The sequence below is a fragment of the Streptomyces sp. NBC_01351 genome (assembly GCF_036237315.1).
Classification (GTDB): domain Bacteria; phylum Actinomycetota; class Actinomycetes; order Streptomycetales; family Streptomycetaceae; genus Streptomyces.
The window spans coordinates 6,157,093-6,181,689 of sequence record NZ_CP108356.1; the positions used below are offsets into that span (position 1 = coordinate 6,157,093).

Genomic DNA, 24,597 nt, shown 5'->3' on the forward strand with positions numbered 1-24,597 from the left:
TCTGACGGCAGTCGCCTTTACGGGCCGGGCCCGGTTCCCCTTCGGGGGCACCGGGCCCGGCCCGTTCCCGTACCCGGGCGCGGCGCCGCTGCCGTCCGCCGGTGAGGCTCAAAGATCGGGGCTCCGCCCCGGACCCTCCCCCAGACTCCGTCCGGGGGGACCCCCGCTCCTCAAACGCCGGAGGGGCTGGAACTGCCCTCCGGGCAATCCAGCCCCGCCGGCGATTGAGGAGCGGGCGCGGAGCGCCGTAAGGGCTCTAAGCAAAGCGGCCCGCACCCACCCCGGCGGGGGAGGCACGGGCCGCTCGGCGGCGGAGCCGTTATGCCTTGCGGAGGCGGAAGGTCAGGGACAGGGGCTCGTCCGTGAACGGGTCGCCGTAGGTGGCGTCCGCGTCCGCCGAGGAGAAGTCCGTGGACAGGACCTCGTCCGCGATGAGCGCCGCGTGGTCCGTCAGGGCCGTCACGACCTCCGGGTCCGAGGAGGACCAGCGGAGGGCGATGCGGTCGGCCACGTCGAGGCCGGAGTTCTTCCGGGCCTCCTGGATCAGGCGGATCGCGTCACGGGCCAGGCCCGCCAGCCGCAGCTCCGGGGTGATCTCCAGGTCCAGGGCGACCGTCGCGCCCGAGTCGGACGCCACAGACCAGCCCTCGCGCGGGGTCTCCGTGATGATGACCTCCTCGGGGGTGAGGGTGACCTCCTCACCGTTGACCGTGACCACCGCGGAGCCCGAGCGCAGGGACAGGGAGAGCGCGGCCGCGTCGGCGGCGGAGACCGCCTTCGCCACGTCCTGGACGCCCTTGCCGAAGCGCTTGCCCAGCGCGCGGAAGTTCGCCTTCGCCGTGGTGTCGACGAGGGAGCCGCCCACCTCGGAGAGGGAGGCCAGCGAGGAGACGTTCAGCTCCTCCGTGATCTGGGACTGGAGCTCGGGGGAGAGCGCGTCGAAGCCCACCGCGCCGACCAGTGCCCGCGAGAGGGGCTGGCGGGTTTTGACCCCGGACTCCGCGCGCGTCGCGCGGCCCAGCTCCACCAGGCGCCGCACCAGCAGCATCTGCTGGGACAGGGTCCGGTCCACCTGGGAGGTGTCCGCCTCCGGCCAGGTGGACAGGTGCACCGACTCCGGGGCGTCCGCGGTGACCGGGGCGATCATGTCCTGCCAGACCCGCTCCGTGATGAAGGGAGTGAGCGGGGCCAGCAGGCGCGTGACCGTCTCGACCACGTCGTGCAGCGTGCGCAGCGCGGCCGCGTCGCCCTGCCAGAAGCGGCGGCGCGAGCGGCGGACGTACCAGTTGGAGAGGTCGTCCACGAAGGCGGAGAGGAGCTTGCCGGCGCGCTGGGTGTCGTACGCCTCCATGGCGTCCGTGACCTCGGCGACGAGGGTGTTCAGCTCCGAGAGCAGCCAGCGGTCGAGGACCGTGCGGTCCGCCGGCGCCGGGTCGGCCGCGGAGGGCGCCCAGTTCGACGTACGGGCGTACAGGGCCTGGAAGGCGACCGTGTTCCAGTACGTGAGGAGCGTCTTGCGGACGACCTCCTGGATCGTGCCGTGGCCCACCCGGCGGGCTGCCCAGGGGGAGCCTCCGGCCGCCATGAACCAGCGCACCGCGTCCGCGCCGTGCTGGTCCATCAGCGGGATCGGCTGGAGGATGTTGCCCAGGTGCTTGGACATCTTGCGGCCGTCCTCGGCGAGGATGTGGCCGAGGCAGACCACGTTCTCGTAGGACGACTTGTCGAAGACCAGGGTGCCGACCGCCATCAGGGTGTAGAACCACCCGCGGGTCTGGTCGATCGCCTCCGAGATGAACTGCGCCGGATAGCGCTTCTCGAAGATCTCCTTGTTCTTGTACGGGTAGCCCCACTGCGCGAACGGCATCGAACCCGAGTCGTACCAGGCGTCGATGACCTCCGGCACGCGGACCGAGGTCAGGGAGCAGCCCTCGTGCGTGCAGGGGAACGTGACGTCGTCGATGTACGGGCGGTGCGGGTCCAGGGCGGAGAGGTCCGTGCCCGTCAGCTCGCTCAGCTCCGCGCGGGAGCCGACGCAGGTGAGGTGGTTCTCCTCGCAGCGCCAGATCGGGAGCGGGGTGCCCCAGTAGCGGTTGCGGGACAGCGCCCAGTCGATGTTGTTGTTCAGCCAGTCGCCGAAGCGGCCCTGCTTGACCGAGTCCGGGAACCAGTTGGTCTTCTCGTTCTCCCGCAGCATCGCGTCCTTGACGGCGGTGGTGCGGATGTACCAGGACGGCTGCGCGTAGTAGAGCAGCGCCGTGTGGCAGCGCCAGCAGTGCGGGTAGCTGTGCTCGTACGCGATGTGCTTGAAGAGCAGGCCGCGCGCGTCGAGGTCGGCGGTCAGCTTCTCGTCGGCCTTCTTGAAGAAGACGCCGCCGACCAGCGGGACCTCCTCCTCGAAGGTGCCGTCGGGGCGGACCGGGTTCACGACGGGCAGGCCGTACGCGCGGCAGACCGCGAGGTCGTCGGCGCCGAAGGCGGGGGACTGGTGGACCAGACCCGTGCCGTCCTCGGTCGTGACGTACTCGGCGTTCACGACGTAGTGGGCGGGCTCGGGGAACTCGACCAGGGAGAACGGGCGCTCGTACGTCCAGCGCTCCATCTCCTTGCCGGTGTACGTCTCGCCGGTGGCCTCCCAGCCCTCGCCGAGGGCCTTCTCCAGCAGCGGCTGGGCGACGACGAGCTTCTCGTTGCCGTCAGTGGCGACGACGTACGTGACCTCGGGGTGGGCTGCCACCGCGGTGTTGGAGACCAGGGTCCAGGGGGTGGTTGTCCAGACGAGGAGGGCCGCCTCGCCGGCCAGGGGGCCGCTGGTCAGCGGGAAGCGGACGAAGACCGAGGGGTCGACGACCGTCTCGTAGCCCTGCGCCAGCTCGTGGTCCGAGAGGCCGGTGCCGCAGCGGGGGCACCAGGGGGCGACGCGGTGGTCCTGGGTCAGCAGGCCCTTGTTGAAGATCTCCTTCAGCGACCACCACACGGACTCGATGTACTCGGGGTCCATCGTCCGGTAGGCGTCGTCCAGGTCGACCCAGTAGCCCATCCGGTTCGTGAGCTCGGTGAACGCGTCGGTGTGGCGGGTCACGGACTCGCGGCACTTGGCGTTGAACTCGGCGATGCCGTACGCCTCGATGTCCTGCTTGCCGTTGAAGCCCAGCTCCTTCTCGACGGCGAGCTCGACGGGCAGGCCGTGACAGTCCCAGCCGGCCTTGCGGGCCACGTGGTAGCCGCGCATGGTGCGGAAGCGAGGGAAGACGTCCTTGAAGACGCGGGCCTCGATGTGGTGGGCGCCGGGCATGCCGTTCGCGGTGGGCGGGCCCTCGTAGAAGACCCACTCGGGGCGGCCCTCGGACTGCTCCAGGGTCTTGGCGAAGATCTTGCTCTCGCGCCAGAAGTCGAGGACCCCGTGCTCAAGCGCGGACAGGTCGACCTGGGCGGGTACCGGGCGGTACTGCGGCGGTGTGGTCATGAGGCTGAACTCTTCCTCCGGCGGTGTGTCACTTCCGTCCGGAGGGACGAGAGGCACCCCCTGATTCCAGGGACGTGCTTGCTCCCGCGGTACCACCCTCCTTGGCCCCCGGACGCGCCGGTGGGCCCCCTCATTGGGGTGCGAAGCCGGTTCTACAGGCCCTGAGGGCTTTCTTCCGGCGGCTCCGGGGTGATCCTTCGCATCGCGCTCGCCCCCGGGCTCTCACCGTCCCCGGGTCGCTCCTGGCTGCGTCCGACGCTACTCGTCCCCATCCATGCCTTTCGCTGGGCCCAGTGTACGGGCCGGGGCGGCCGTCGGCAGACCGGTTTACGGGGCGCCGCGCGGGGGTTCGTACGGGCGCTCGCGCGGCGCCCCGTACACGGCCGCCGGTGGGGTGGTGGATGACCCGAACGGGCTGACGCGCCGGTAGGGATCCAGGTGGGGCGGGTGGGGCGGATTACCGGGGCCCCTGCTGGGCACAACGGATGCAGGTTGGCCTCGAAGGAAGCGTGCCCCGTTGCCGCGGGACTGGAGTCGATTTATCGTTCCGGCACGATTCGCGAGCAATGATCACAGTATGTGAAGGGGCCGCGGCCATGGTGGCGAAGAAGACCGCCGGGAGTACTACGAGGACGGCTGCCGCCGGGGAGGTGCCGACCGAGAAGGCCGCGACGAAGAAGACCGCGGCCGTGAAGGCGCCTGCCAAGAAGGCTGCGGTCAAGAAGGCGGCCGCCGACGGGTCGGCGGCCGCGAAGAAGGCGACGGCCGTCGGGACGCGGAAGGCTCCGGCCAAGAAGGCCGGAGCCGAGGGGGCGGCGCAGGCCGCGAAGAAGACGGGAGTCCGGAAAGTGGTTGCCAAGAAGAGCACCGGCACGGCCAGGAAGACGGCCGCGGCCGCCACGAGCGGACTGCCCAAGGCGCGGGCCACGGCGGTCACCGAACCGGGCGAGCTCGCCGTACGGCCCGGGGAGGACCCCTGGACCCCGGAGGAGGTCGCGGAGGCCCGCAGCGAGCTGATGACGGAGGTGCTCCGGCTGCGCGCGGAACTCGACGCCTCGGAGGTGGCCATCTCCGGCCTGATGCGGGACTCGGGCGACGGCGCGGGCGACGACCAGGCCGACACGGGCACCAAGAACATCACCCGGGAGTCCGAGCTGGCCCTCGCGGCCAATGCCACCTCGATGCTGGAGCAGACCGAGCGGGCCCTGGAGCGCATGGACACGGGCACGTACGGGCTCTGCGAGAACTGCGGGAAGGCCATCGGCAAGGCGCGGATGCAGGCCTTCCCGCGGGCCACGCTGTGTGTGGACTGCAAGCAGAAGCAGGAGCGCCGGCACTAAGGCGGGCCGGCCGGCCTCCGGATCGGTCCGGATCGGTCCGGGTTGGGCCGGGTGGTCGGTCCGGGTTGGGCCGGGTCCGTTCGGGTTGGGACGGGTCGGTTCGGGTTGGGTCGGGTCGGATCCGCCGGCGGGAAAGAGGGTGGGCGGCGGGCAGGTGGCCCGGCGTCACCCTGACGTACCCTCGTGTCTGGTCAGCAAGCCGGTTCGAGCAGGTTCGAGGGACTCACGTGGCAGAGGCGGAGAGCATCATCGGTACGCCGGAGGTCGGGGACGATGCCCAGCCGGAGTCCGCACAGCCCAAGGGGCGACGGCGGATCGCGGCGCTGCTCATCGTGGCGTTCCTCGCCTACCTGCTGGATCTCGGAAGCAAGATGGTCGTGGTGGCGAAGCTGGAGCACCAGCCGCCGATCGAGGTCATCGGCGACCTGCTGAGGTTCGAGGCGGTCCGCAACGCGGGAGCCGCCTTCGGCTTCGGCGAGGCCTTCACGATCATCTTCACCTGCATCGCGGCCACCGTGATCGTGGTGATCGTGCGGCTGGCGCGCAAGCTGTACAGCCTGCCGTGGGCGATCGCGCTCGGCCTGCTGCTGGGCGGTGCGCTGGGCAACCTGACCGACCGGATCTTCCGTTCGCCGGGTGTCTTCCGCGGTGCCGTCGTCGACTTCATCGCCCCGGCCCACTTCGCCGTCTTCAACCTCGCCGACTCGGCGATCGTGTGCGGCGGCATCCTGATCGTGCTGCTGTCCTTCAAGGGCCTGGACCCGGACGGCACCGTCCACAAGGACTGACAAGGCATACTCGACGGGTGAGTACCAATCCCGAGATCCGCACCCTGCCCGTTCCCGATGGCCTTGAAGGCGAGCGCGTCGACGCCGCCATTGCCCGTATGTTCGGGTTTTCCCGGACGAAGGCGGCCGAACTCGCGGCCGCGGGGAAGGTGGCGGTCGACGGCAGCGTCGTCGGGAAGTCCGAGCGCGTGCACGGTGGCGCCTGGCTCGAAGTCGAGATGCCCGCGCCGCCGCGGCCGGTCGAGGTCGTGGCCGAGCCGGTCCCGGGCATGGAGATCGTCCATGACGACGACGACATCGTCGTCATCATGAAGCCGGTGGGCGTCGCCGCCCACCCGAGCCCCGGCTGGACCGGCACCACCGTCATCGGCGGCCTCGCCGCGGCCGGCTACCGGATCTCGACCTCCGGCGCGTCCGAGCGCCAGGGCATCGTGCACCGCCTCGACGTCGGCACGTCCGGCCTGATGGCCGTCGCCAAGTCGGAGCGTGCGTACACCTCGCTGAAGAACCAGTTCCGCGAGCGGGTCGTGGACAAGCGTTACCACGCGCTGGTGCAGGGCCACCCGGACCCGATGAGCGGCACGATCGACGCGCCGATCGGGCGGCACCCCAGCGCGGACTACAAGTGGGCCGTGATCCAGGACGGCAAGGAGTCCGTCACGCACTACGACCTGATCGAGGCGTTCCGCGCGGCCTCGCTGCTCGACATCAAGCTGGAGACCGGACGCACGCACCAGATCCGCGTGCACATGTCCGCGCACCGGCACCCGTGCGTCGGCGACCTGACGTACGGCGCGGACCCGACGGTGGCGAAGCGGCTGGGTCTGACCCGGCAGTGGCTGCACGCGGTGCGGCTCGGCTTCGAGCACCCGTCGGACGGGCAGTGGGTGGAGTTCGAGAGCACGTACCCGGCGGACCTGCAGCACGCGCTGGACGTGATCCGGGCGGAGAGCGAGTGACCGCCGCGGTCGGCTTCTCGGTCCGGGTGGCCTCGGGGGAGGCCGACCTGTCGGCGTGCTTCGAGGTGCGGACCGAGGTGTTCGTGGTCGAGCAGTCCGTACCGGAGTCGATCGAGTACGACGCGTACGACGCGGACGCGGTGCACGTGCTGGCCGTGGGCGCGGACGGGGCCCCGCTGGGCACCGGCCGGCTGCTGTACGGGCCTGCGGCGCTGGCCAAGACCGGGGCCGAGGACGTCGGCTCGCTGGGGCGGCTGGCGGTGCGGAAGGTCGCGCGGGGGCTGGGCGTGGGCGTGGCGCTGGTCCGGGCGGTCGAGGCGGAGGCCGTGTGGCTGGGGCTGACCGCGGTGGATCTGGGCGCGCAGACGCATGCGCTCGGTTTCTACGAGCGGCTGGGGTACGTGGCGTACGGGCCGGAGTTCCAGGACGCGGGCATCCCGCACCGGTCGATGCGGCGGGGCCTGCGGTAGCCCTGCCGAATGTACGGGTGCGGCTCCGCTGCCGGGGCTCCGCCCCGGACCCTCCCCCAGACTCCGTCCGGGGGGACCCCCACGCCTCGAACGCCGGCGAGGCCGGATGCGGTTGATGCCGTCTGTTCAGTGCTGCTCAAAGATCCGGGGCTCCGCCCCGTACCGCGGGTCTGGGGCGAGCTCGCTTGCCGGGGGCGACACGTCTGCCGCAGGGCAGCCGCCGGCACGCCGCCTGCGAAGGTGGGGGCGTGGATCAGCTTGCTCTGCTGTTCGTGCTGCTGCTCGGGGCCGTCGTCAGCGTGCCGTTCGGGGACCGGCTCGGGCTGCCCGCGCCCGTTCTGATGACCATCGGCGGAGCCGTCCTCGCGCTGGTGCCGGCCGTGCCGAACGTCGACATCCCGCCCGAGTACATCCTGCCGCTGGTGCTGCCGCCGTTGCTGTACGCCTCCGTGCAGCGCACCTCCTGGCGGCAGTTCGCCGCCAATGTGCGGCCCATTTTCCTGCTGGCCGTGGCGCTGGTGTTCGTGACCACCGCCGCCGTGGGGTTCGTCGCGCACGCCATCGTGCCCGGGCTGCCGATCGCCGCCGCCATCGCGCTCGGCGCGCTCGTGGCCCCGCCCGACCCCGTCGCCGCCACCGCCGTGGCCGGATCGCTCGGGCTGCCCCGGCGGATGGTGTCGATCCTGGAGGGGGAGGGGCTCTTCAATGACGTGACGGCCATCGTGCTGTATCACGTGGCCGTTGCGGCTGCCGTGAGTGGGAGTTTTTCCTGGTCGGAGGCGTTCGGGGAGTTCGTGTTGTCCGCGGTGGTGGCCGTGGCCGTGGGGCTCGCGCTGGGGTGGGCCGCCAACCGGCTCATGGGGCGGCTCGGCGACGCCACCCTGCAGATCGGGCTGACGCTGCTCGTGCCGTTCGTCTCGTACGTGGTCGCCGAGGAACTCCACGGCTCGGGGGTGCTGGCCGTGCTGACGACGGCCCTGTTCCTCGCCGAGTACGCGACCGACGCCGACGACGTGCTGGGCCGGCTGGCCGGGCACACCTTCTGGGAAGTCGTCGACATGCTGGTCACCGGGGTGGCGTTCGGGCTGATCGGGCTGGAGCTGCACAACGTCTTCGTCGCGGCGACGGGCCGCCCGTGGGAGATGGCCGGGTGGGCGGCGGCCATCGTCGCGGTGGTGGTCGGCGTGCGGCTGGTGTGGCTGCTGCCGGCCGGCTGGCTCGCCAAGCGACTGCACTCGCGGCGCGACCTGGACGAGGAGATCCCGATGAGCTGGCGGGAGAGCGTGGTGATGTGGTGGGCGGGGATGCGCGGGGTCGCCTCGGTGGCCCTGGCGCTGGCGATTCCGTTCAAGACCGATGCCGGTGAGCCCTTTCCGGCGCGGGACGAGATCGTTTTCATCGCGTTCGCGGTGATCATGACGACCCTGGTGTGCCAGGGGCTGACCCTGCCGTGGCTGGTGCGGAGGCTGGGCGTGGAGGCCGACGCGGACGCGGAGCGCGCGACCGAGCGGCAGCTGGCGATCCGCGCGGCCAAGGCCGCGAAGCGGCGGCTGAAGGAGATCCAGGAGGTCGAGGAGCTGCCCGAGGACCTGGTCGAGCAGCTGCACCGGCGCGCGTACGACGTGGGGGCCAGGATCAGCCCCGACATGGTCGACGAGGAGCGGCGGGAGGCGTACGCGAAGCGGGTCGAGCGGCTCCGTGACATCCAGCGGATCCAGCGCGAGATGATGTCCGCCGCCCGCCACGAGGTGCTCTCCGCGCGCAGCGAACCCGGTGCCGATCCGGAGATCGTCGACCGGGTGCTGCGGCACTTGGACGTGCGGAGTCTGCGCAGTTCCTAGGTCGTCTCTTTCGGATCTTGCCGGGCGGCGCGGGTCTGGGGGCACTCCCCCAGCCTCCGGCCGGGGGGACCCCCACCCAGCGGTGGCTGGGGGAGCAAGATCCGGAAGGGACGGCCTAGCGGCGGAGGGCGTGCAGGAGGCGGACGTACGGGGTCCAGCGGGCGCGGTGGGCGAGGGTGCCGGTGCAGGCGAGCTCCGCGCGGTCCAGGCTGTCCTCGAGGAGGGCGTCGTGCAGCGGTCGGTAGGCCAGGGGCCAGGTCAGGAGGGCCGGGCCGGTGGCGCGCATCGCGAGGGTGTGGCGCAGGACGGTGCGGCCCTCGTCGACCGGCAGTACGGCGAACTCGTGGAAGCCGTGGAAGCCGCGCGGCCTGGTGAAGGTGAAGCGGATCCAGGTGCCGGGCACGTACGCGGTGATCGTGTAGCCGACCGGTCCGTGGCCGCCGGCCGCGCCGACCGTCAGGCCGCGGTCGAGCCTCATCTCCGGCCAGGCCGTGCCCGGCCAGAGCCGGTCCGCCGGTCCGGCGGCGAGTGTGTCGATGAGCGCTCCCACCTCGCTCGCCTTCGCGGCCAGCAGGCGTTCGTGCACGTTGAAGACGGCCATGGTCTCTTCCTCCCCGTGGGTATTAGAGATCTGTCTCTAATTAATTGGAGGGTACTCTCTGATTCATGGTCAGACCAGCCCGCTTCGACAACGACCAGATCCTTGATGCCGCCGTCCGGCTCGCCGCCACCGCCGGACCGGGCGGCGTGAGCATGTCGGCCGTGGCCCAGGCGATCGGTGCGCCCAGCGGATCCGTGTACCACCGCTTCTCCGGACGGCCGGCTCTGCTCGCCGAGGTGTGGCTGCGGACCGTCGAGCGGTTCCAGGAGGGCTACTTCGACGCGCTCCGGAGCGACCCCGACCCGCGTCGGGCCGCCCGCGCGGCCGCCCGGCACGTGGTGTCCTGGAGCCGCGCGCATCCGGAGGAGGCCTCGCTCCTCCTCTACGGGGCCGAGGAGTTCGGCCGGTCCGGCTGGTCCGAGGAGCACCGGGAGCGGGCGGACGCGGGCAACCGCCGCGTCTTCGCCTCCCTCGGCGAGCTCGCCACGGCCCTCGGTGCGGCCGGGGCCCTGGACCGGGACCGGGTCGTCCTGGCCGTGGTCGAGCTGCCGCTGACCGTGGTCCGCCGGCACCTGCGCGCCGGCGACACGATGCCGCCGTATGCCGAAGAGCTGGCGGAGGAGTCCGCCGCCGCGCTGCTCGGCATCGTGCAGGAGCCCTGATCAGGAGCCCTGATCAGGAGCCCTGATCAGGGGCCCGGGCGGGGCACCGCCTCGGTGGCCGCCACGCGGGGGAGGGCGGACGGGTGGTGGGCGGCCAGCCAGGAGAGGAGGCGCTCGCGGATCGCGCAGCGCAGCGTCCACACGTCGTCGGCGTCCTTCGCGGTGGCCGTGGCCCGGACCTGGATGGAGTACGGGGTGGTGTCGGTCACCACCAGGGCCCAGGCGCGGCCGTCCCACTCCGGGATGTCCGGGAGGAGCTGCTCCAGGTGGTCCCGCAGCAGCGGCACCGGCGCGCTGTGGTCCAGGTGGAGGAAGACCGTCCCGGTCATCTCCGCGCCGCCGCGGGACCAGTTCTCGTACGGCTTGCTCGTGAAGTACGAGACCGGCATGGTGATGCGGCGCTCGTCCCAGGTGCGGACGGTGAGGAAGGTCAGGGTGATCTCCTCGACCTTGCCCCACTCCTTGTCGACCACCACCGTGTCGCCGATGCGGACGGTGTCGCCGAAGGCGATCTGGAGGCCGGCGAAGAGGTTGCCCAGCGCCGCTTGGGCGGCGATGCCGGCCACGATGCCGAGGACGCCCGCCGAGGCCAGCATCGAGGCGCCGAACGCGCGCATCGGGGGGAAGGTCAGCAGCATCGCGGCGAGGGCGACCACGATCACCACCGCGGTGACCACCCGGTGGATCAGCGTGACCTGGGTGCGGACCCGGCGGACCCGGGCCTCGTCCTCGGCCGCGGCCGCCGCGGCGTAGCGCGCGTACACGGAGTCGACGGCGGCCGTCGCGATGCGGACCGCCAGCCAGGCCACCGAGGCGATCAGGATCAGGGTGAGGATCCGGCCGACGGCGAAGGAGTGGTCGGGGAGGGTCCCGGCCTGCCGGTACGAGCCTCTGAGCAGCGAGGTGCAGAGCACCACCTGGAACGGGAGCCGGCAGCGGCGCAGCAGACCCCAGAGCGGGGTTTCGGGATGCCGGGTGTCGGCCCGGCGGAGCAGCAGGTCGGCTGCCCAGCCCGCGATCAGGGTGATCGCCAGAGAGCCGCCGAGGACCGTGACGGGGCGCAGGACGTTCTCGATCTCCATGGGGAAGAACGTAGCGGGACGACGCCCTGGCACGATGGGAGGCATGAACATCATGCTTTTCCACTCGACGTACGGGCTGCGGCCCGCGGTGCACGCGGCGGCCGACCGGCTGCGTGCGGCCGGGCACCAGGTCCAGGTGCCGGACCTCTTCGAGGGGCGCACCTTCGAGACCGTCGAAGAGGGCATGGCCCACCGGGACGAGATCGGCCGTGACGAGCTGCTCAAGCGCGCGGTGCTGGCCTCGGCCCCCCACTCCGACCAGGGTCTGGTCTACGCGGGCTTCTCCTTCGGCGGCTCGGTCGCCCAGCACCTGGCGATGGCCGACGAGAAGGCGCGCGGGCTGCTGCTCCTGCACGGGACGGCTGACCTGGAGGAGGGTGCGTCGGTGGACGAGCTGCCCGTGCAGCTGCACATCGCGGACCCGGACCCCTTCGAGCCGCACGACTGGCTGACGGCCTGGTACCTGCGGATGCAGCGGGCAGGGGCCGACGTGGAGGTCCACAGCTACCCGGGCGCCGGGCACCTGTTCACCGACCCGGAGCTGGACGACTACGACGCCGAGGCCGCCGAGCAGACCTGGAAGGTCGCGCTGGCGTTCCTGGATTCCCTGTAGGGGCCCGGAGGAAGCGGTGCGGGGCACGGTCCGGCGGTTCGCCGGTCCGTGCCCCGCACCCTTTACGCGACTGGGGTTCAGCCCGCCCGGTAGGCGGTCCAGTTGCTGGCCATGCGGGTCACCTGGCCGGCGGTGAACTGGTACATGCAGGAGTCGTACGTGTAGTCCATGAAGTTGCGGATCGGGTCCGCGCCGGGCTTGCTGGCGCAGCTGTCGCGCCCGGTCGGGCACTCGTACGCCGGGCTCTTCTCGGCCGGGGTGTCGGAGACGTAGTCGCCGTTGCCGTTACAGCCGCCCTGGAAGGTGTGGTAGAGCCCCAGCCAGTGGCCGACCTCGTGGGTCGCGGTGTCGCCCTCGTTGTAGTTGGCCGAGGAGCCGCCGGGCAGCGAGCTGTCCAGCACGACCACGCCGTCCATCTTCGGGGCGGAGTTGTAAGAGGTCGGGAAGGTCGCCCAGCCCAGCAGGCCGCCGGAGAGCTTGGCGGTGTAGAAGTTGAGCGCGCCCGGACCGCCCTTGCGCAGGGTGTTCTTCATGTCCTTCTCGGCCTGGGAGCCGGAGGCCAGGTTGTACCAGGAGGCGTTGTCCGTGTAGTCGGTGGACGCCAGGGTGAACTGGAAGTTCGTGTTGACGTTGCCGGTGCCCTGGCCGCCGTAGGCCGCGTTCAGGACCGACAGCTGGTTGTTGATGTCCGTGGTCGAGAGCTTCCCGGTGGTGCCGGAGTGCACGACGTGGAAGTACACGGGGACGTTCACGACGGCCTCGGCGCCGCTGAGGCTGCGCTGCGGCTGGTTCTTGAGGGCCTTGTCGAGCTTCGACTTGAGGTCGGCGTCCATGGCCTTCGCCTGCGCCTCGGTGACCTCGTTGGGCTCGGCGGCGTGTCCGGCGTGTCCGTCGTGTTCGCGGCTGACACGGGCGTTGGCCGCGCCGCCGGTGGACTCCTCGGCGCACACCTCGGCGGGGGACTTGGCGGCGGCCAGCGTGGTGGGGGCGGCGAGCGGCGTGAACGCCAGGGTTCCGGCCAGCACCGCCGTGCCCATCAGGCGGCGGCGAAGAAGGGGGGATATGCGGGCAACAGCGCGCACGGGTGCTCCTCGCGTGGGGGGTTTGGCGTGAAGGATCTCCTCACGTTGGCGGGAAGCTTATGTGTTCATGACATGCAGGGGTCAAGCCTCTTACGTAAAAGATTTGTTGCTTCTGATGACAGAGGGGCGCCTGGTCTGCACCAGACGCCCCTCTGCGGCGTAAAATTGACGGTCAGTCAGTTAATTTGTCCGGAAAGTCTGTGGAGTCGGCCGGGTCAGCGGACCGGCTGCCACACCCGCTCGACCTTCTGGGTCCCGTTCTGCGTCCGGTACGAGCGCGCCCACGCGGACGTCGCGTCCTGCCGCCGCTTGTCCGAAACCACGTAGTAGTCCATCTGTGAGCGCTCGGCCGTCACGTCCAGCACGCCGTAGCCGTGGGAGTCCATGTCCAGCCATTTCACGTGCCAGTTGGCCGCCTTGATGGCCGACTCCGCGACCAGCGAGGCGGTGTCCGCCGGCACGTGCAGGATGTCGTCGATGTTGTCCGAGGTCACCGAGGTGACGACGAACTCGGTCGCCGCGGTGCCCGAACCGGGGTAGGTGGCCATGTTCACCGGGACCTCGTTCGCCCAGGCCATGTGGATGTCGCCGGTCAGGAACACCGTGTTCTTGACGTTGCGGTCCTTCAGGTGACCGAGCAGCTCCTTGCGGTCGTCCGTGTACCCGTCCCACTGGTCCACGTTGACAGCTATGCCGCCCTCGGGCAGGCCCAGGAGCTTGGCGAGGGGCGCCAGCAGGTGCGCGGGCAGCGAGGCGAAGGCCACCGGCGAGATCATCACCGAGGTGCCGACCAGCTTCCAGGTCGCGGTCGAGCCGGCGAGGCCCGCCTTGAGCCAGTCCAGCTGGGCGCGCCCGGTGAGGGTGCGCTCCGGGTCGTCCACCGATCCGCTGCCGACCTTGACCTGCTGCGAGCGGAACGAGCGCAGGTCGAGCAGGTGCAGGTCGGCGAGGGTGCCGAAGCGCAGCCGCCGGTAGACGGTGCCCGCGATGGAGGCGCGTACGGGCATCCACTCGAAGTAGGCCTGCTTGGCTGCGGCCGCGCGGGCCGCCCACTCGCCCTCGGCGCCCGGGGTGTGGTTCTCGGCGCCGCCCGCCCAGGCGTCGTTGGCCATCTCGTGGTCGTCCCAGATGGCGACGACCGGGTGCGCGTGGTGCAGGGCCTGGAGGTCGGCGTCCGTCTTGTAGTTGCCGTGCCGGGTGCGGTAGTCGGCGAGCGTGACGATCTCGTGCTTCGGCTCGTGCTGTCGCACGCCGTACTTCGCCTCCGGGTAACCCCCCGCCTGGTACTCGTAGATGTAGTCGCCCAGGTGCAGGATCGCGTCCAGGTCGCTGCGGGCGGCCAGGTGGCGGTACGCGGAGAAGTAGCCGGACTCCCAGTTGGCGCAGGAGACCACGCCGAAGCGGACCCCGGACGTGGTGACGTCGTGGCCCGGGGTGGTCTTGGTGCGTCCGACGGGGGAGACGGTGGCGCCGGCGGTGAACCGGTACCAGTAGGAGGTCTGCGGCTGGAGCCCGCGCACGTCCACCTTGACCGTGTGGTCGGTGGCGGCGCCGGCGGAGACGGTGCCACTGGCGACGACCCGGGAGAAGGCCTTGTCCGCGGCCACCTCCCAGTTCACCGAGGTGGCCGGGCCCAGCCCGGAGCCGGGCACGGCCTCGGGGGTCGGGGTGACGCGGGTCCACAGCAGGACCCCGTCGGGCAGCGGGTCACCGGAGGCGACGCCGTGCAGGAAGGCGGGCGCCGCGCCCGCCGCGTGGGCGGCCGAGGCGCCCAGCGAGGTGAGGGGGGCGGCCAGGGCGGCCGTGGCCGCGGCGGCGAGAACGACCGTACGGCGACGGGGAGTCGCAGCGGTCGGAGCGGGGGTGAGATGACTGGTCACGGGCGGTCATATTACTGACCGGTACGTCAATTGGGGAGATGTCGGAATGCAACGAGCGGGCGAACTCTGGGAGTTCGCCCGCTCGTTGGTGCGCCCTGTCTTGAAAGCGCATTCCGGGAATGTCCGGGGATCAGCCCTGCAGGGCCTTGTCGATCGCCGCCGTGAACTGCTCCGCGGTCTGCGGGGTGTCGATCTTCTTGCCGTCCATCTTCAGCGTCGGGGTACCCGTCACCCCGGACTTGTTGAAGGCCTTCGACATCTCCAGCGCCCACCGGTCGTAGGTGCCGTCCTCGACGGCCTTCTTGAACTCGGCGTTCCCCTTGAGCTCCGGGACCGCGTCCGCGACCTTCAGCAGGTAGTCGTCCTTGGCGAAGCTGTCGACGGTTTCCTCGGGGTGCAGGTCCTTGGAGTACAGGGCCGCCTTGAAGTCGAGGAAGGCCTCCGGGCTGACGTTCAGAGCCGCGCCCAGCGCGCTCAGCGCGTTCTTCGAACCCTCGCCCTTGACGGCGTTGTCGATGAAGGTGGCGCCGAAGTACTGGAGCTTGTACTTGCCCGCCTCGACGTCCTTGTCGATCTGCCCGCCGACCGCCTGCTCGAAGCCGGCGCAGGCCGGGCAGCGCGAGTCCTCGTAGAGCTCCAGGGTCTTCTTCGCGTCGGGCTTGCCGATGACGACCGTGGTGCCGTCCTCGCCCTCGGTGTTCTTCGGCTTGACCAGCTCGGCCTTGGCGGCCTTGTCCCAGTAGCCCGGCTGGTTCATCTGAACGACCCCGTAGCTGATGGCGCCGACGAGGGCGAGCCCGGCGACGACCGCGCTCGCCACGATCACCTGGCGGCGGGCCTTGTCCTTCTTCGCCTGGGCCTCGCGCTCGGCGCGCAGCCGCTCGCGGGCCGCTGCCTTGTTCGCCTGGCTGTTGCGTGAACTCATCGTGATCTCCGTGGGGTGTGACGTGTGAAGGGGACTGCTGAAGGGACTGTCCCCCAGCTACCGCTGGGTGGGGGTCCCCCCGGCCGGAGGCTGGGGGAGTGCCCCCAGTACGTGCGTCAGGCGCGCGCGAGCGCGCCGAGCACGGGGGGTCCCCGCCGTCCCACGGAGTGCGCGGGGAACCGCGTACGGGCCCACCCGCCCGGGAGCGCCGGCCGCGCCACCCGGGGTGCCGGCCGAGCGGCCGTCGCCGCCCCGCCCACGGCCAGCAGCAGCGGCCGGAACGCGAACGCGGCCACCGCCCGCAGCACCCGGCCCAGCGCACGCTCGCCGTGGCGCAGCCACGCGGCGGCCAGCAGTCCGACCGAGACGTGCGCGCCGAGCAGCAGCCAGGGGGCCCAGGGCCCGGGGGAGGCGAGCAGCGCGGCCGGATCGGCGGCCTGCCCGGTCATCTCCGTCAGCGGCCCGCCGACGGGGGTGCCGCCGCACAGCTCCTCCAGGCCCAGCGCGCGCAGCGGGCCCGCGACCGGGCCGCCCGCGGGGCCGTAGCAGACGTGCTGCCCGGCGGTGAAGACGGTGTCGGCGGCCAGCTCCAGGGGCACGAGCAGCCCGGCGATGGGGCCGAAGCCCCGCTCGCGGCCCGCCAGCGCGTAGGCGAGTCCGAACACGGCGGCGAAGGCCCCGGCCACCAGCAGGGGCGGCAGCGGAACCCGGGACATGAGGACGTGCGAGCCGGCCGAGAGCAGCACCACGAGCGCGCTGAACAGCGCGGCCCGCAGCCCTCGAAGTCTCACCCCTGATATGTCCATCGTCGCGAGTGTGCCACGTGACCCTGTGAAGGAGGTCCGCAGGTCGGCTTCCCGCCACCGCCGCGGCACCCGATCCGGCCCTACGGCGTGATGCGGCCGTTGCGGAAGAGGTCCACGAAGATCCGGTGGTCGGTGCGCGCCCGGGCCCCGTAGGCGTGGGCGAAGTCGACCAGCAGCTCCGCGAAGCCCTCCTCGTCGGCGGCGATCGCCGCGTCGATGGCGCGCTCGGTGGAGAACGGGACCAGCGACTGGCCGCTCTCGGCCTCGTCGGCCGCCGCGTGCATGGTCGCCGTCGCCCGGCCGAGGTCCGCGACCACGGCGGCTATCTCCTCCGGGTCGTCCAGGTCCGACCAGTCCAGGTCCACCGCGTACGGGGAGACCTCCGCCACCAGCTGCCCCGAACCGTCCAGCTCGGTCCAGCCCAGCCACGGGTCGGCGTGCGCCTGCAGGGCCCGCTGGGAGATCACCGTGCGGTGGCCCTCGTGCCGGAAGTACTCCCGCACCGCCCGGTCCGTGATGTGCCGCGACACCGCCGGGGTCTGCGCCTGCTTGATGTAGATCACTACGTCGTTCTCCAGGGCGTCGCTGTGCCCCTCCAGCAGGATGTTGTAGGAGGGCAGGCCGGCCGAGCCTATGCCGATGCCCCGGCGGCCCACCACGTCCTTGACCCGGTAGGAGTCCGGGCGCACCAGGGACTCGTCGGGGAGGGTCTCCAGGTACCCGTCGAAAGCGGCCAGGACCTTGTAGCGGGTGGCCGCGTCCAGCTCGATGGAGCCCCAGCCGGAGGTGAAGCGGCGCTCGTGCTCCCGTATCTCCGTCATCGAGTCCAGCAGGGCGAAACGGGTCCGCCGGCGGGCGTCGCGCAGGGCCGCGAGCAGCGGGCCGTCGGCGGTGTCCAGGGTGAAGGAGGGGACCTCCTCATACTTGGCACCCGTGGCGAGCTGGTGGATGCGCTCCCGGTAGGCGCCCGCGTAGATCCGTACGAGCTCGCCGATCTGCTCGTCGCTGAGCGCCTTGGTGTAGCCGATCAGGGCGACGGAGGCGGAGAAGCGCTTGAGGTCCCAGGTGAAGGGGCCCACGTACGCCTCGTCGAAGTCGTTCACGTTGAAGACGAGCCGCCCGTTGGCGTCCATGTACGTGCCGAAGTTCTCCGCGTGCAGATCGCCGTGGATCCACACCCGGCCCGTCCGCTCGTCCAGATAGGGACCGCCGTGCCGCTCCCGCTCCAGGTCGGCGTAGAAGAGACAGGCCGTGCCCCGGTAGAAGGCGAAGGCCGAGGCCGCCATCTTGCGGAACTTGACCTGGAAGGCAGCGGGGTCGGCGGCGAGCAGCTCACCGAAGGCGGTGTCGAAGACGTCGAGTATCTCCTCGGCGCGCTGCTCGTCTGTCGTCTCGGGAACCGCCATGGCGGATGCCTCCTGGTGGCGCGGGGTGGATCGCTTTTCGGACACGGGTCCTTGGCTCTGCAACGCACGACCGTACCCGTCAGTGCCCGTGATCTGTCACCCGGGAGACGTAGGATTCAGAGCTGCCGCCCCTCTCTCCCCCCGGAGGCCCCCACCGTGTCAAAGACGCCGTTCACGCACCTGCACGTCCACACCCAGTACTCGCTGCTGGACGGTGCCGCGCGGCTGAAGGACATGTTCAACGCGTGCAACGAGATGGGCATGAGCCACATCGCCATGTCCGACCACGGCAACCTGCACGGGGCCTACGACTTCTTCCACACCGCCCAGAAGTCCGGCATCACGCCGATCATCGGCATCGAGGCGTACGTCGCCCCCGAGTCCCGGCGCAACAAGCGGCGCATCCAGTGGGGCCAGCCCCACCAGAAGCGGGACGACGTCTCCGGTTCCGGTGGTTACACCCACAAGACGATCTGGGCGGCGAACGCCACCGGCCTGCACAACCTCTTCCGGCTGTCCTCCGACGCGTACGCCGAGGGCTGGCTCACGAAGTGGCCGCGCATGGACAAGGAGACGATCTCCAAGTGGTCGGAGGGACTGATCGCCTCCACCGGCTGCCCCTCCGGCGAGCTCCAGACCCGGCTGCGCCTCGGCCAGTTCGACGAGGCCCTGAAGTCGGCCTCCGAGTACCAGGACATCTTCGGCAAGGGCCGCTACTTCCTGGAGCTGATGGACCACGGCATCGAGATCGAGCGCCGGGTCCGCGACGGGCTGCTGGAGATCGGCAAGAAGCTCGGGATCCCGCCGCTGGTGACGAACGACTCGCACTACACCTACGCGAGCGAGGCCGGCGCCCACGACGCCCTGCTGTGCATCCAGACCGGCAAGAACCTCTCGGACCCGGACCGCTTCCGCTTCGACGGATCGGGCTACTACCTGAAGTCCACGGACGAGATGTACGCCATCGACTCCTCGGACGCCTGGCAGGAGGGCTGCGCCAACACGAAGCTGGTCGCGGACCAGGTCGACACCGAGGGCATGTTCACGTTCCGGAACCTGATGCCGAAGTTCGACATCCCGGACGGCTACACCGAGGTCACCTGGTTCCGCGAGGAGACCATGCGCGGCATGCACCGCCGCTACCCCGGGGGCATCCCGGACGACCGGATGAAGCAGGCCGAGTACGAGATGGACACGATCATCTCGATGGGCTTCCCCGGCTACTTCCTCGTGGTCGCCGACTTCATCATGTGGGCCAAGAACCAGGGCATCGCGGTGGGCCCGGGCCGAGGCTCCGCGGCCGGCTCGATCGTCGCGTACGCCATGGGCATCACCGACCTCGACCCGCTCACCCACGGCCTGATCTTCGAGCGCTTCCTGAACCCCGAGCGCGTCTCCATGCCCGATGTCGACATCGACTTCGACGAGCGCCGGCGCGTCGAAGTGATCAGGTACGTGACCGAGAAGTACGGCGCCGACAAGGTCGCCATGATCGGCACCTACGGCACCATCAAGGCCAAGAACGCGATCAAGGACTCCGCGCGCGTCCTCGGCTACCCCTACGCCATGGGCGACCGGCTCACCAAGGCCATGCCCGCCGACGTCCTCGGCAAGGGCATCCCGCTCTCCGGCATCCTCGACCCGAAGCACCCCCGCTACGGCGAGGCCGGCGAGATCCGCGGGATGTACGAGAACGAGCCGGACGTCAAGAAGGTCATCGACACCGCCCGCGGCGTGGAGGGCCTGGTCCGCCAGATGGGCGTGCACGCCGCCGGCGTGATCATGTCCAGCGAGACGATCACCGACCACGTACCCGTCTGGGTGCGGCACACCGACGGCGTCACCATCACCCAGTGGGACTACCCGAGCTGCGAGTCGCTCGGCCTGCTGAAGATGGACTTCCTCGGCCTGCGCAACCTCACGATCATGGACGACGCCGTCAAGATGGTGAAGGCCAACAAGGGGATCGACATCGATCTCCTCGGCCTTCCGCTCGACGACCCCAAGACCTTCGAACTGCTCGGCCGCGGTGACACCCTCGGCGTCTTCCAGTTCGACGGCGGGCCCATGCGCTCCCTGCTGCGCCTGATGAAGCCCGACAACTTCGAAGACATCTCCGCCGTCTCGGCCCTGTACCGGCCGGGCCCGATGGGCATGAACTCGCACACGAACTACGCCCTGCGCAAGAACAAGCAGCAGGAGATCACCCCGATCCACCCGGATCTGGAGAAGCCCCTCGAAGAGGTGCTCGCGGTCACCTACGGCCTGATCGTCTACCAGGAGCAGGTGCAGAAGGCCGCCCAGATCATCGCCGGGTACTCGCTCGGCGAGGCCGACATCCTGCGCCGCGTGATGGGCAAGAAGAAGCCCGAGGAGCTGGCGAAGAACTTCACCATCTTCCAGGAGGGCGCCCGGAAGAACGGCTACAACGACAAGGCCATCCAGGCCCTGTGGGACGTCCTGGTCCCCTTCGCCGGCTACGCCTTCAACAAGGCCCACTCGGCCGCGTACGGGCTCGTCTCCTACTGGACCGCCTACCTCAAGGCGAACTTCCCGGCCGAGTACATGGCCGGCCTGCTCACCTCGGTCAAGGACGACAAGGACAAGTCCGCGATCTACCTGAACGAGTGCCGCCGCATGGGCATCAAGGTGCTCCCGCCGAACGTGAACGAGTCCGAGCCGAACTTCGCCGCCCAGGGCGACGACGTGATCCTCTTCGGCCTCACCGCCGTCCGCAACGTCGGCCAGAACGTCGTGGAATCGATCATCAAGAGCAGGAAGGCCAAGGGGAAGTACTCCTCCTTCCCCGACTTCCTGGACAAGGTCGAGGCCGTCGTCTGCAACAAGCGGACCGTCGAATCGCTGATCAAGGCCGGCGCCTTCGACGAGATGGGCCACACCCGCAAGGGCCTGGTCGCCCACCACGAGCCGATGATCGACAACGTGGTCGCGGTCAAGCGCAAGGAGGCCGAGGGCCAGTTCGACCTCTTCGGCGGAATGGGTGACGAGAACGCGAGCGACGAGCCCGGCTTCGGCCTCGACGTCGAGTTCTCCGACGTCGAGTGGGAGAAGTCCTACCTGCTCGCCCAGGAGCGCGAGATGCTCGGCCTCTACGTCTCCGACCACCCGCTCTTCGGGCTGGAGCACGTCCTCTCCGACAAGACGGACGCCGGCATCTCCCAGCTCACCGGCGGCGAGCACTCCGACGGCGCCGTCGTCACCATCGGCGGCATCATCTCCGGCCTCCAGCGCAAGATGACCAAGCAGGGCAACGCCTGGGCCATCGCCACCGTCGAGGACCTGGCCGGCTCCATCGAGTGCATGTTCTTCCCCGCGACCTACCAGCTCGTCTCCACCCAGCTGGTCGAGGACACCGTCGTCTTCGTCAAGGGCCGCCTCGACAAGCGCGAGGACGTCCCCCGCCTGGTCGCCATGGAGATGATGGTCCCCGACCTCTCCTCCGCCGGGACCAACGCACCCGTCGTCCTCACCATCCCCACCGTCAAGGTCACCCCGCCGATGGTGACCCGTCTGGGCGAGATCCTGCGCCACCACCAGGGCAACAGCGAGGTGCGGATCAAGCTCCAGGGGCCGCGCACCACCACCGTGCTGCGCCTCGACAAGCACCGGGTCAAGCCCGACCCCGCGCTCTTCGGTGACCTCAAGGTGCTGCTCGGGCCGTCCTGCCTGGCCGGATAAAAACGGTCGGGGGCGGGCCGCCCCGGTCCGGCGAACACACGCGAGGGCCTGCCCGGTGAACCCGGGCAGGCCCTTCCGTCACTGTGTGCGGCGTCAGTTGTGGCCGAACTTCTTCTGCTTGCTCTTGTGGGCCAGGTCCATCGGACTCGGCGACGGATTGACCGACTCGCCGGAGGATTCCATCGAGCTCTTCGACGGGTCCTGCGAAGACGAGCGGGCCTGCTGCTTCGGCTGCTTCTGCTGCTTGTTCTTGGCCATGGGGGAACCTCCGTGAGGGTCTAGGGGCCAGGACCGCCTTCACACTCACACAGCGCCAGAAAGCGCGCATTTTGGATCATTACTGCGCGTAGCCGGTAGAACCAAAAGTTCCGCCACGCCGATGATCGAGTTCCGGCCGTCAACACCCTTGCGGTCGGGCAGACTCGGGGGACCCGCCGAATGAACACTGAGGACCCCCAGGGAAGAGGTGGAACGCGTGGACCGCTGCGTCGTCCTGGTGGACGCCGGCTATCTGCTGGGCGCCGCCGCGAGCCTTCTCGCAGGGGAGCCCTCACGCTCCCGCATCACCGTCGACCACGCCGCCCTCATCCAGGGCCTGCGCGAACGCGCCGAGGCCGACACCGAGCAGCCCCTGCTGCGCATCTACTGGTTCGACGGGGCACCCGACCGGGTGCCGCAGCCCGAGCACCGGCGGCTGCGCGTCATGCCCCGCGTCACCGTCCGGCTGGGCGCTCTGACCCGCAGCGACGGCCGCTGGGCGCAGAAGGGCGTCGACGCCGCCATGCACGCCGAGCTCACCGAGCTCGCCCGCAACCGGGCCTGCTCCGACGTGGTCCTGGTGACCGGCGACGGCGACCTGCTGCCCGGCCTGATGTCCGCCAAGGAACACGGCGTCGCCGTCCACCTGTGGGCCGTACAGGCCGCCGACGGGGACTACAACCAGTCCGAGGACCTCGTCGCCGAGGCCGACGAACGCCGCGTCCTCGACCGCGCCTGGATCACCCGGGCCGTCCGCGCCAAGGACCTCACCGGGCTCTGCTCCCCGCCGCCCGCGCCGCGCCCCGACATCGCCGCCATCCTCTCCGCCCCGCTCCCCGAGGCGGCCCTCGCCGAAGCCGCCCGCAACGGCGCGCCCGCCGGGAACGAGGAGGCCGAAGGGGTCCCCGTACCGGCGCCGGCCACCGGCGGGAGCAAGACGGTACCCACGCCCAAGGACCTGGCCGGAGCCCTGCGCGCCCCCGGGCAGCAGGCCGGTCCGCCCGCGCCGACCGGGCACCCCGGCGCCGGTCCGGCCGGCAGCGCCCTGCGCTGGTCCTCCGACAAGGGCTGGATCGACCGGGCCGGACCGCTCGGCGAGCCCGCCGAAACCGCGTCGCTGCCCACCCTCGCCCAGCTCACCAGCGCCGAACAGCGCTGGGCGGACCGCGAGGAGGACATCACCACCGTCGGCGGCGACCCGTTCGAGGTCGGACAGGTGTTCGCCCGGCGCTGGATGGAACGCCTCCCGGAAACCGTGCACCTCCAGAAGCTCGCCACCATGTACCCGCGCATCCCGCACCGGATCGACGGGGAGCTGCTGCGCTACGCCGCCCGCTTCGGGCTGCTCGCGCACAAGGACGACCAGATCGACGAGCACGACCGGTACGCCATCCGGGCCGGCTTCTGGCGGGAGATCGACGTCCGCGCGGCAGCCGAACACGTGGCCGCCGTCCCCTCGGCGGGCCCGGCGGGCGCCTCCCCGGGACCGGCGGGCCCGGCGACCCCGGCCGCCGAGTAGAGCTGGGGGTACCTCCCGGCGGTAGCCGGGGGAGAAGCCGCGTAGGCTGCTCCCTCGTGAGTAAGGGCACGGCACAAGAGCAGAGCAGTACGGCGACAGCCGCGGGCGGGCATCCCGGCGTCGTGTGCGCGGTGCGTGACCTGGTCAAGACGTATGCCGCGGTACGCGGCCGGCGCGGCTCTCCGGCCCTGCCCGAGACCCGTGCCAACGACGGCATCTCCCTGGACGTGCGGCGCGGCGAGATCTTCGGCCTGCTCGGCCCCAACGGCGCCGGCAAGTCCACCCTGGTCCGCCAGCTCACCGGCCTGATGCGCCCCGACGCGGGCACCGTCACCCTGCTGGGCCACGACCTCGTACGCCACCCCGAGCGGGCGGCCCGGCTGCTCGCCTACCTGGGGCAGGAGTCCACCGCCCTCGACGAGCTCACGGTGTCCCTCGCCGCCGAGACCACCGGGCGGCTGCGCGGACTGCCCGTACGGGCGGCGCGGGCCGCGCGGGACGAGGTACTGGAGGAGCTCGGGCTGACCGAGATCGCCGGCCGGCCCCTGAAGAAACTTTCCGGCGGGCAACGGCGCCTCGCCTGCTTCGCCACCGCACTGGTGGGCGAGCGGCCGGTCCTCGTGCTCGACGAACCCACCACCGGCATGGACCCCGTGGCCCGGCGGGCCGTCTGGACGGCAGTCGACCGGCGGCGCGCGCAGCACGGCGCGACGGTCCTGCTGGTCACCCACAACGTCATCGAAGCCGAGACCGTCCTCGACCGGGTCGCCGTCATCGACCAGGGCAAGGTCATCGCCTGCGACTCCCCGGCCGGCCTGAAGGCCTCCGTCTCGGGCGAGGTCCGGCTGGAACTGGTGTGGCGGTCCGCCCCGCCGCTGGACGTGCCCGAGGTTGCCGCGCTCGCCCCGCGGGCCGCCGAATCCGGGCGCCGGTGGGTGCTGCGGATGGCGCCGGACGAGGCGCGGGCCGTGGTGGCCGCGGTGACCGGAGGGCCGGCCTTCGCGGCGCTGGACGACTTCACGCTGGCCACGCCGAGTCTGGAGGACGTGTACCTCGCGCTCGGCGGGAAGACGAAAGGGCTGGTGAAGCTGTGAGCGACAGTCCGGCAGGCGCTCTCGCGCCGATCGAGTCCACGCCGCAGTCCGCCGTCGGGCAGGCTGCCGTCGGGCAGGCCGCCGGTGGGCAGGACGCCCTCGGGCA

The 24,597-nt window shown here is 70.8% G+C and carries 19 protein-coding genes; 10 read left to right on the forward strand and 9 right to left on the reverse strand.

Going from position 1 to position 24,597, the window contains the following annotated elements; genetic code table 11:
- Positions 1-319: 319 nt before the first annotated feature.
- Positions 320-3,466: an isoleucine--tRNA ligase gene (gene ileS / locus OG625_RS28365; protein WP_329386640.1), complete on the reverse strand. Its 3,147-nt coding sequence runs from the start codon at positions 3,464-3,466 to the stop codon at positions 320-322.
- A gap of 596 nt (positions 3,467-4,062) precedes the next feature.
- On the opposite strand from ileS, the gene OG625_RS28370 reads away from it, so the two are divergent.
- The 5 genes from OG625_RS28370 (at position 4,063) to OG625_RS28390 (ending at position 8,864) form a co-directional block, all read left to right on the forward strand.
- Positions 4,063-4,806, forward strand: coding sequence for a TraR/DksA family transcriptional regulator (locus OG625_RS28370; RefSeq protein ID WP_329391030.1), 744 nt, complete (start codon positions 4,063-4,065; stop codon positions 4,804-4,806).
- Positions 4,807-5,033: 227 nt separating this feature from the next.
- Positions 5,034-5,594: a signal peptidase II gene (gene lspA / locus OG625_RS28375; RefSeq protein WP_329386642.1), complete on the forward strand. Its 561-nt coding sequence runs from the start codon at positions 5,034-5,036 to the stop codon at positions 5,592-5,594.
- A 17-nt stretch (positions 5,595-5,611) separates the two neighbouring features.
- Positions 5,612-6,553: an RluA family pseudouridine synthase gene (locus tag OG625_RS28380; protein WP_329386644.1), complete on the forward strand. Its 942-nt coding sequence runs from the start codon at positions 5,612-5,614 to the stop codon at positions 6,551-6,553.
- Positions 6,550-7,023: a GNAT family N-acetyltransferase gene (locus OG625_RS28385; RefSeq protein ID WP_329386647.1), complete on the forward strand. Its 474-nt coding sequence runs from the start codon at positions 6,550-6,552 to the stop codon at positions 7,021-7,023. The genes OG625_RS28380 and OG625_RS28385 overlap by 4 nt, the downstream gene beginning before the upstream one ends.
- Positions 7,024-7,271: 248 nt before the next feature.
- Positions 7,272-8,864: a Na+/H+ antiporter gene (locus OG625_RS28390; protein WP_329386649.1), complete on the forward strand. Its 1,593-nt coding sequence runs from the start codon at positions 7,272-7,274 to the stop codon at positions 8,862-8,864.
- Between the two features lie 115 nt (positions 8,865-8,979).
- On the opposite strand, the gene OG625_RS28395 is transcribed toward OG625_RS28390, so the two are convergent.
- Positions 8,980-9,465 carry an SRPBCC family protein gene (locus OG625_RS28395; protein ID WP_329386651.1) on the reverse strand — a complete coding sequence of 162 codons (486 nt, stop codon included), beginning with the start codon at positions 9,463-9,465 and terminating at the stop codon, positions 8,980-8,982.
- A gap of 65 nt (positions 9,466-9,530) precedes the next feature.
- On the opposite strand from OG625_RS28395, the gene OG625_RS28400 reads away from it, so the two are divergent.
- Positions 9,531-10,127: a TetR/AcrR family transcriptional regulator gene (locus OG625_RS28400; protein WP_329386653.1), complete on the forward strand. Its 597-nt coding sequence runs from the start codon at positions 9,531-9,533 to the stop codon at positions 10,125-10,127.
- A gap of 26 nt (positions 10,128-10,153) precedes the next feature.
- Here the strand turns inward: OG625_RS28400 and OG625_RS28405 are convergent, their stop codons facing one another.
- Positions 10,154-11,203, reverse strand: coding sequence for a mechanosensitive ion channel family protein (locus OG625_RS28405; protein ID WP_329391032.1), 1,050 nt, complete (start codon positions 11,201-11,203; stop codon positions 10,154-10,156).
- A gap of 40 nt (positions 11,204-11,243) precedes the next feature.
- Between OG625_RS28405 and OG625_RS28410 the strand changes: the two genes are divergently transcribed.
- Entirely contained in the window at positions 11,244-11,822 is a 579-nt protein-coding gene (locus OG625_RS28410; RefSeq protein ID WP_329386655.1) for a dienelactone hydrolase family protein, read from the forward strand.
- A gap of 77 nt (positions 11,823-11,899) precedes the next feature.
- Here the strand turns inward: OG625_RS28410 and OG625_RS28415 are convergent, their stop codons facing one another.
- The 5 genes from OG625_RS28415 to OG625_RS28435 form a co-directional block, all read right to left on the reverse strand.
- Positions 11,900-12,859: a zinc metalloprotease gene (locus OG625_RS28415; RefSeq protein ID WP_329391033.1), complete on the reverse strand. Its 960-nt coding sequence runs from the start codon at positions 12,857-12,859 to the stop codon at positions 11,900-11,902.
- A 260-nt stretch (positions 12,860-13,119) separates the two neighbouring features.
- Positions 13,120-14,784, reverse strand: coding sequence for an alkaline phosphatase D family protein (locus OG625_RS28420; RefSeq protein WP_329386657.1), 1,665 nt, complete (start codon positions 14,782-14,784; stop codon positions 13,120-13,122).
- Positions 14,785-14,914: 130 nt separating this feature from the next.
- Entirely contained in the window at positions 14,915-15,709 is a 795-nt protein-coding gene (locus OG625_RS28425; RefSeq protein WP_329386659.1) for a DsbA family protein, read from the reverse strand.
- 116 nt (positions 15,710-15,825) lie between these two features.
- Positions 15,826-16,515 (reverse strand): hypothetical protein, encoded by a 690-nt coding sequence (locus tag OG625_RS28430; RefSeq protein WP_329386661.1) that lies wholly within the window; start codon positions 16,513-16,515, stop codon positions 15,826-15,828.
- Between the two features lie 80 nt (positions 16,516-16,595).
- Positions 16,596-17,921, reverse strand: a complete 1,326-nt coding sequence (locus tag OG625_RS28435; protein WP_329391036.1) for a DUF2252 domain-containing protein — start codon at positions 17,919-17,921, stop codon at positions 16,596-16,598.
- 156 nt (positions 17,922-18,077) lie between these two features.
- Here OG625_RS28435 and dnaE point away from each other — a divergent pair, with 156 nt between their 5' ends.
- Positions 18,078-21,620 carry a DNA polymerase III subunit alpha gene (gene dnaE, locus OG625_RS28440; RefSeq protein ID WP_329386664.1) on the forward strand — a complete coding sequence of 1,181 codons (3,543 nt, stop codon included), beginning with the start codon at positions 18,078-18,080 and terminating at the stop codon, positions 21,618-21,620.
- A 93-nt stretch (positions 21,621-21,713) separates the two neighbouring features.
- On the opposite strand, the gene OG625_RS28445 is transcribed toward dnaE, so the two are convergent.
- A complete protein-coding gene (locus OG625_RS28445; protein ID WP_329386666.1) occupies positions 21,714-21,878 on the reverse strand; it encodes a hypothetical protein in 165 nt (54 codons plus the stop codon).
- A 208-nt stretch (positions 21,879-22,086) separates the two neighbouring features.
- On the opposite strand from OG625_RS28445, the gene OG625_RS28450 reads away from it, so the two are divergent.
- Both OG625_RS28450 and OG625_RS28455 read left to right on the forward strand, forming a co-directional pair.
- The gene (locus OG625_RS28450; RefSeq protein ID WP_329386668.1) at positions 22,087-23,397 is read left to right on the forward strand and encodes an NYN domain-containing protein; all 1,311 of its coding nucleotides are present in this window, start codon (positions 22,087-22,089) and stop codon (positions 23,395-23,397) included.
- A gap of 56 nt (positions 23,398-23,453) precedes the next feature.
- A complete protein-coding gene (locus tag OG625_RS28455) occupies positions 23,454-24,491 on the forward strand; it encodes an ABC transporter ATP-binding protein (RefSeq protein WP_443067790.1) in 1,038 nt (345 codons plus the stop codon).
- Positions 24,492-24,597: the final 106 nt, after the last annotated feature.

Excerpts from the sequence above, each read along its gene's own strand:
- OG625_RS28410 (WP_329386655.1), top strand. The coding sequence starts at position 11,244 with ATGGGAGGCATGAACATCATGCTTTTCCACTCGACGTACGGGCTGCGG.
- OG625_RS28400 (WP_329386653.1), top strand. The coding sequence starts at position 9,531 with ATGGTCAGACCAGCCCGCTTCGACAACGACCAGATCCTTGATGCCGCC.
- OG625_RS28395 (WP_329386651.1), bottom strand. The coding sequence starts at position 9,465 with ATGGCCGTCTTCAACGTGCACGAACGCCTGCTGGCCGCGAAGGCGAGC.
- ileS (WP_329386640.1), bottom strand. The coding sequence starts at position 3,466 with ATGACCACACCGCCGCAGTACCGCCCGGTACCCGCCCAGGTCGACCTG.
- OG625_RS28370 (WP_329391030.1), top strand. The coding sequence starts at position 4,063 with ATGGTGGCGAAGAAGACCGCCGGGAGTACTACGAGGACGGCTGCCGCC.
- OG625_RS28415 (WP_329391033.1), bottom strand. The coding sequence starts at position 12,859 with ATGGGCACGGCGGTGCTGGCCGGAACCCTGGCGTTCACGCCGCTCGCC.
- OG625_RS28435 (WP_329391036.1), bottom strand. The coding sequence starts at position 17,921 with ATGGCGGTTCCCGAGACGACAGACGAGCAGCGCGCCGAGGAGATACTC.
- OG625_RS28425 (WP_329386659.1), bottom strand. The coding sequence starts at position 15,709 with ATGAGTTCACGCAACAGCCAGGCGAACAAGGCAGCGGCCCGCGAGCGG.
- OG625_RS28445 (WP_329386666.1), bottom strand. The coding sequence starts at position 21,878 with ATGGCCAAGAACAAGCAGCAGAAGCAGCCGAAGCAGCAGGCCCGCTCG.
- OG625_RS28430 (WP_329386661.1), bottom strand. The coding sequence starts at position 16,515 with ATGGACATATCAGGGGTGAGACTTCGAGGGCTGCGGGCCGCGCTGTTC.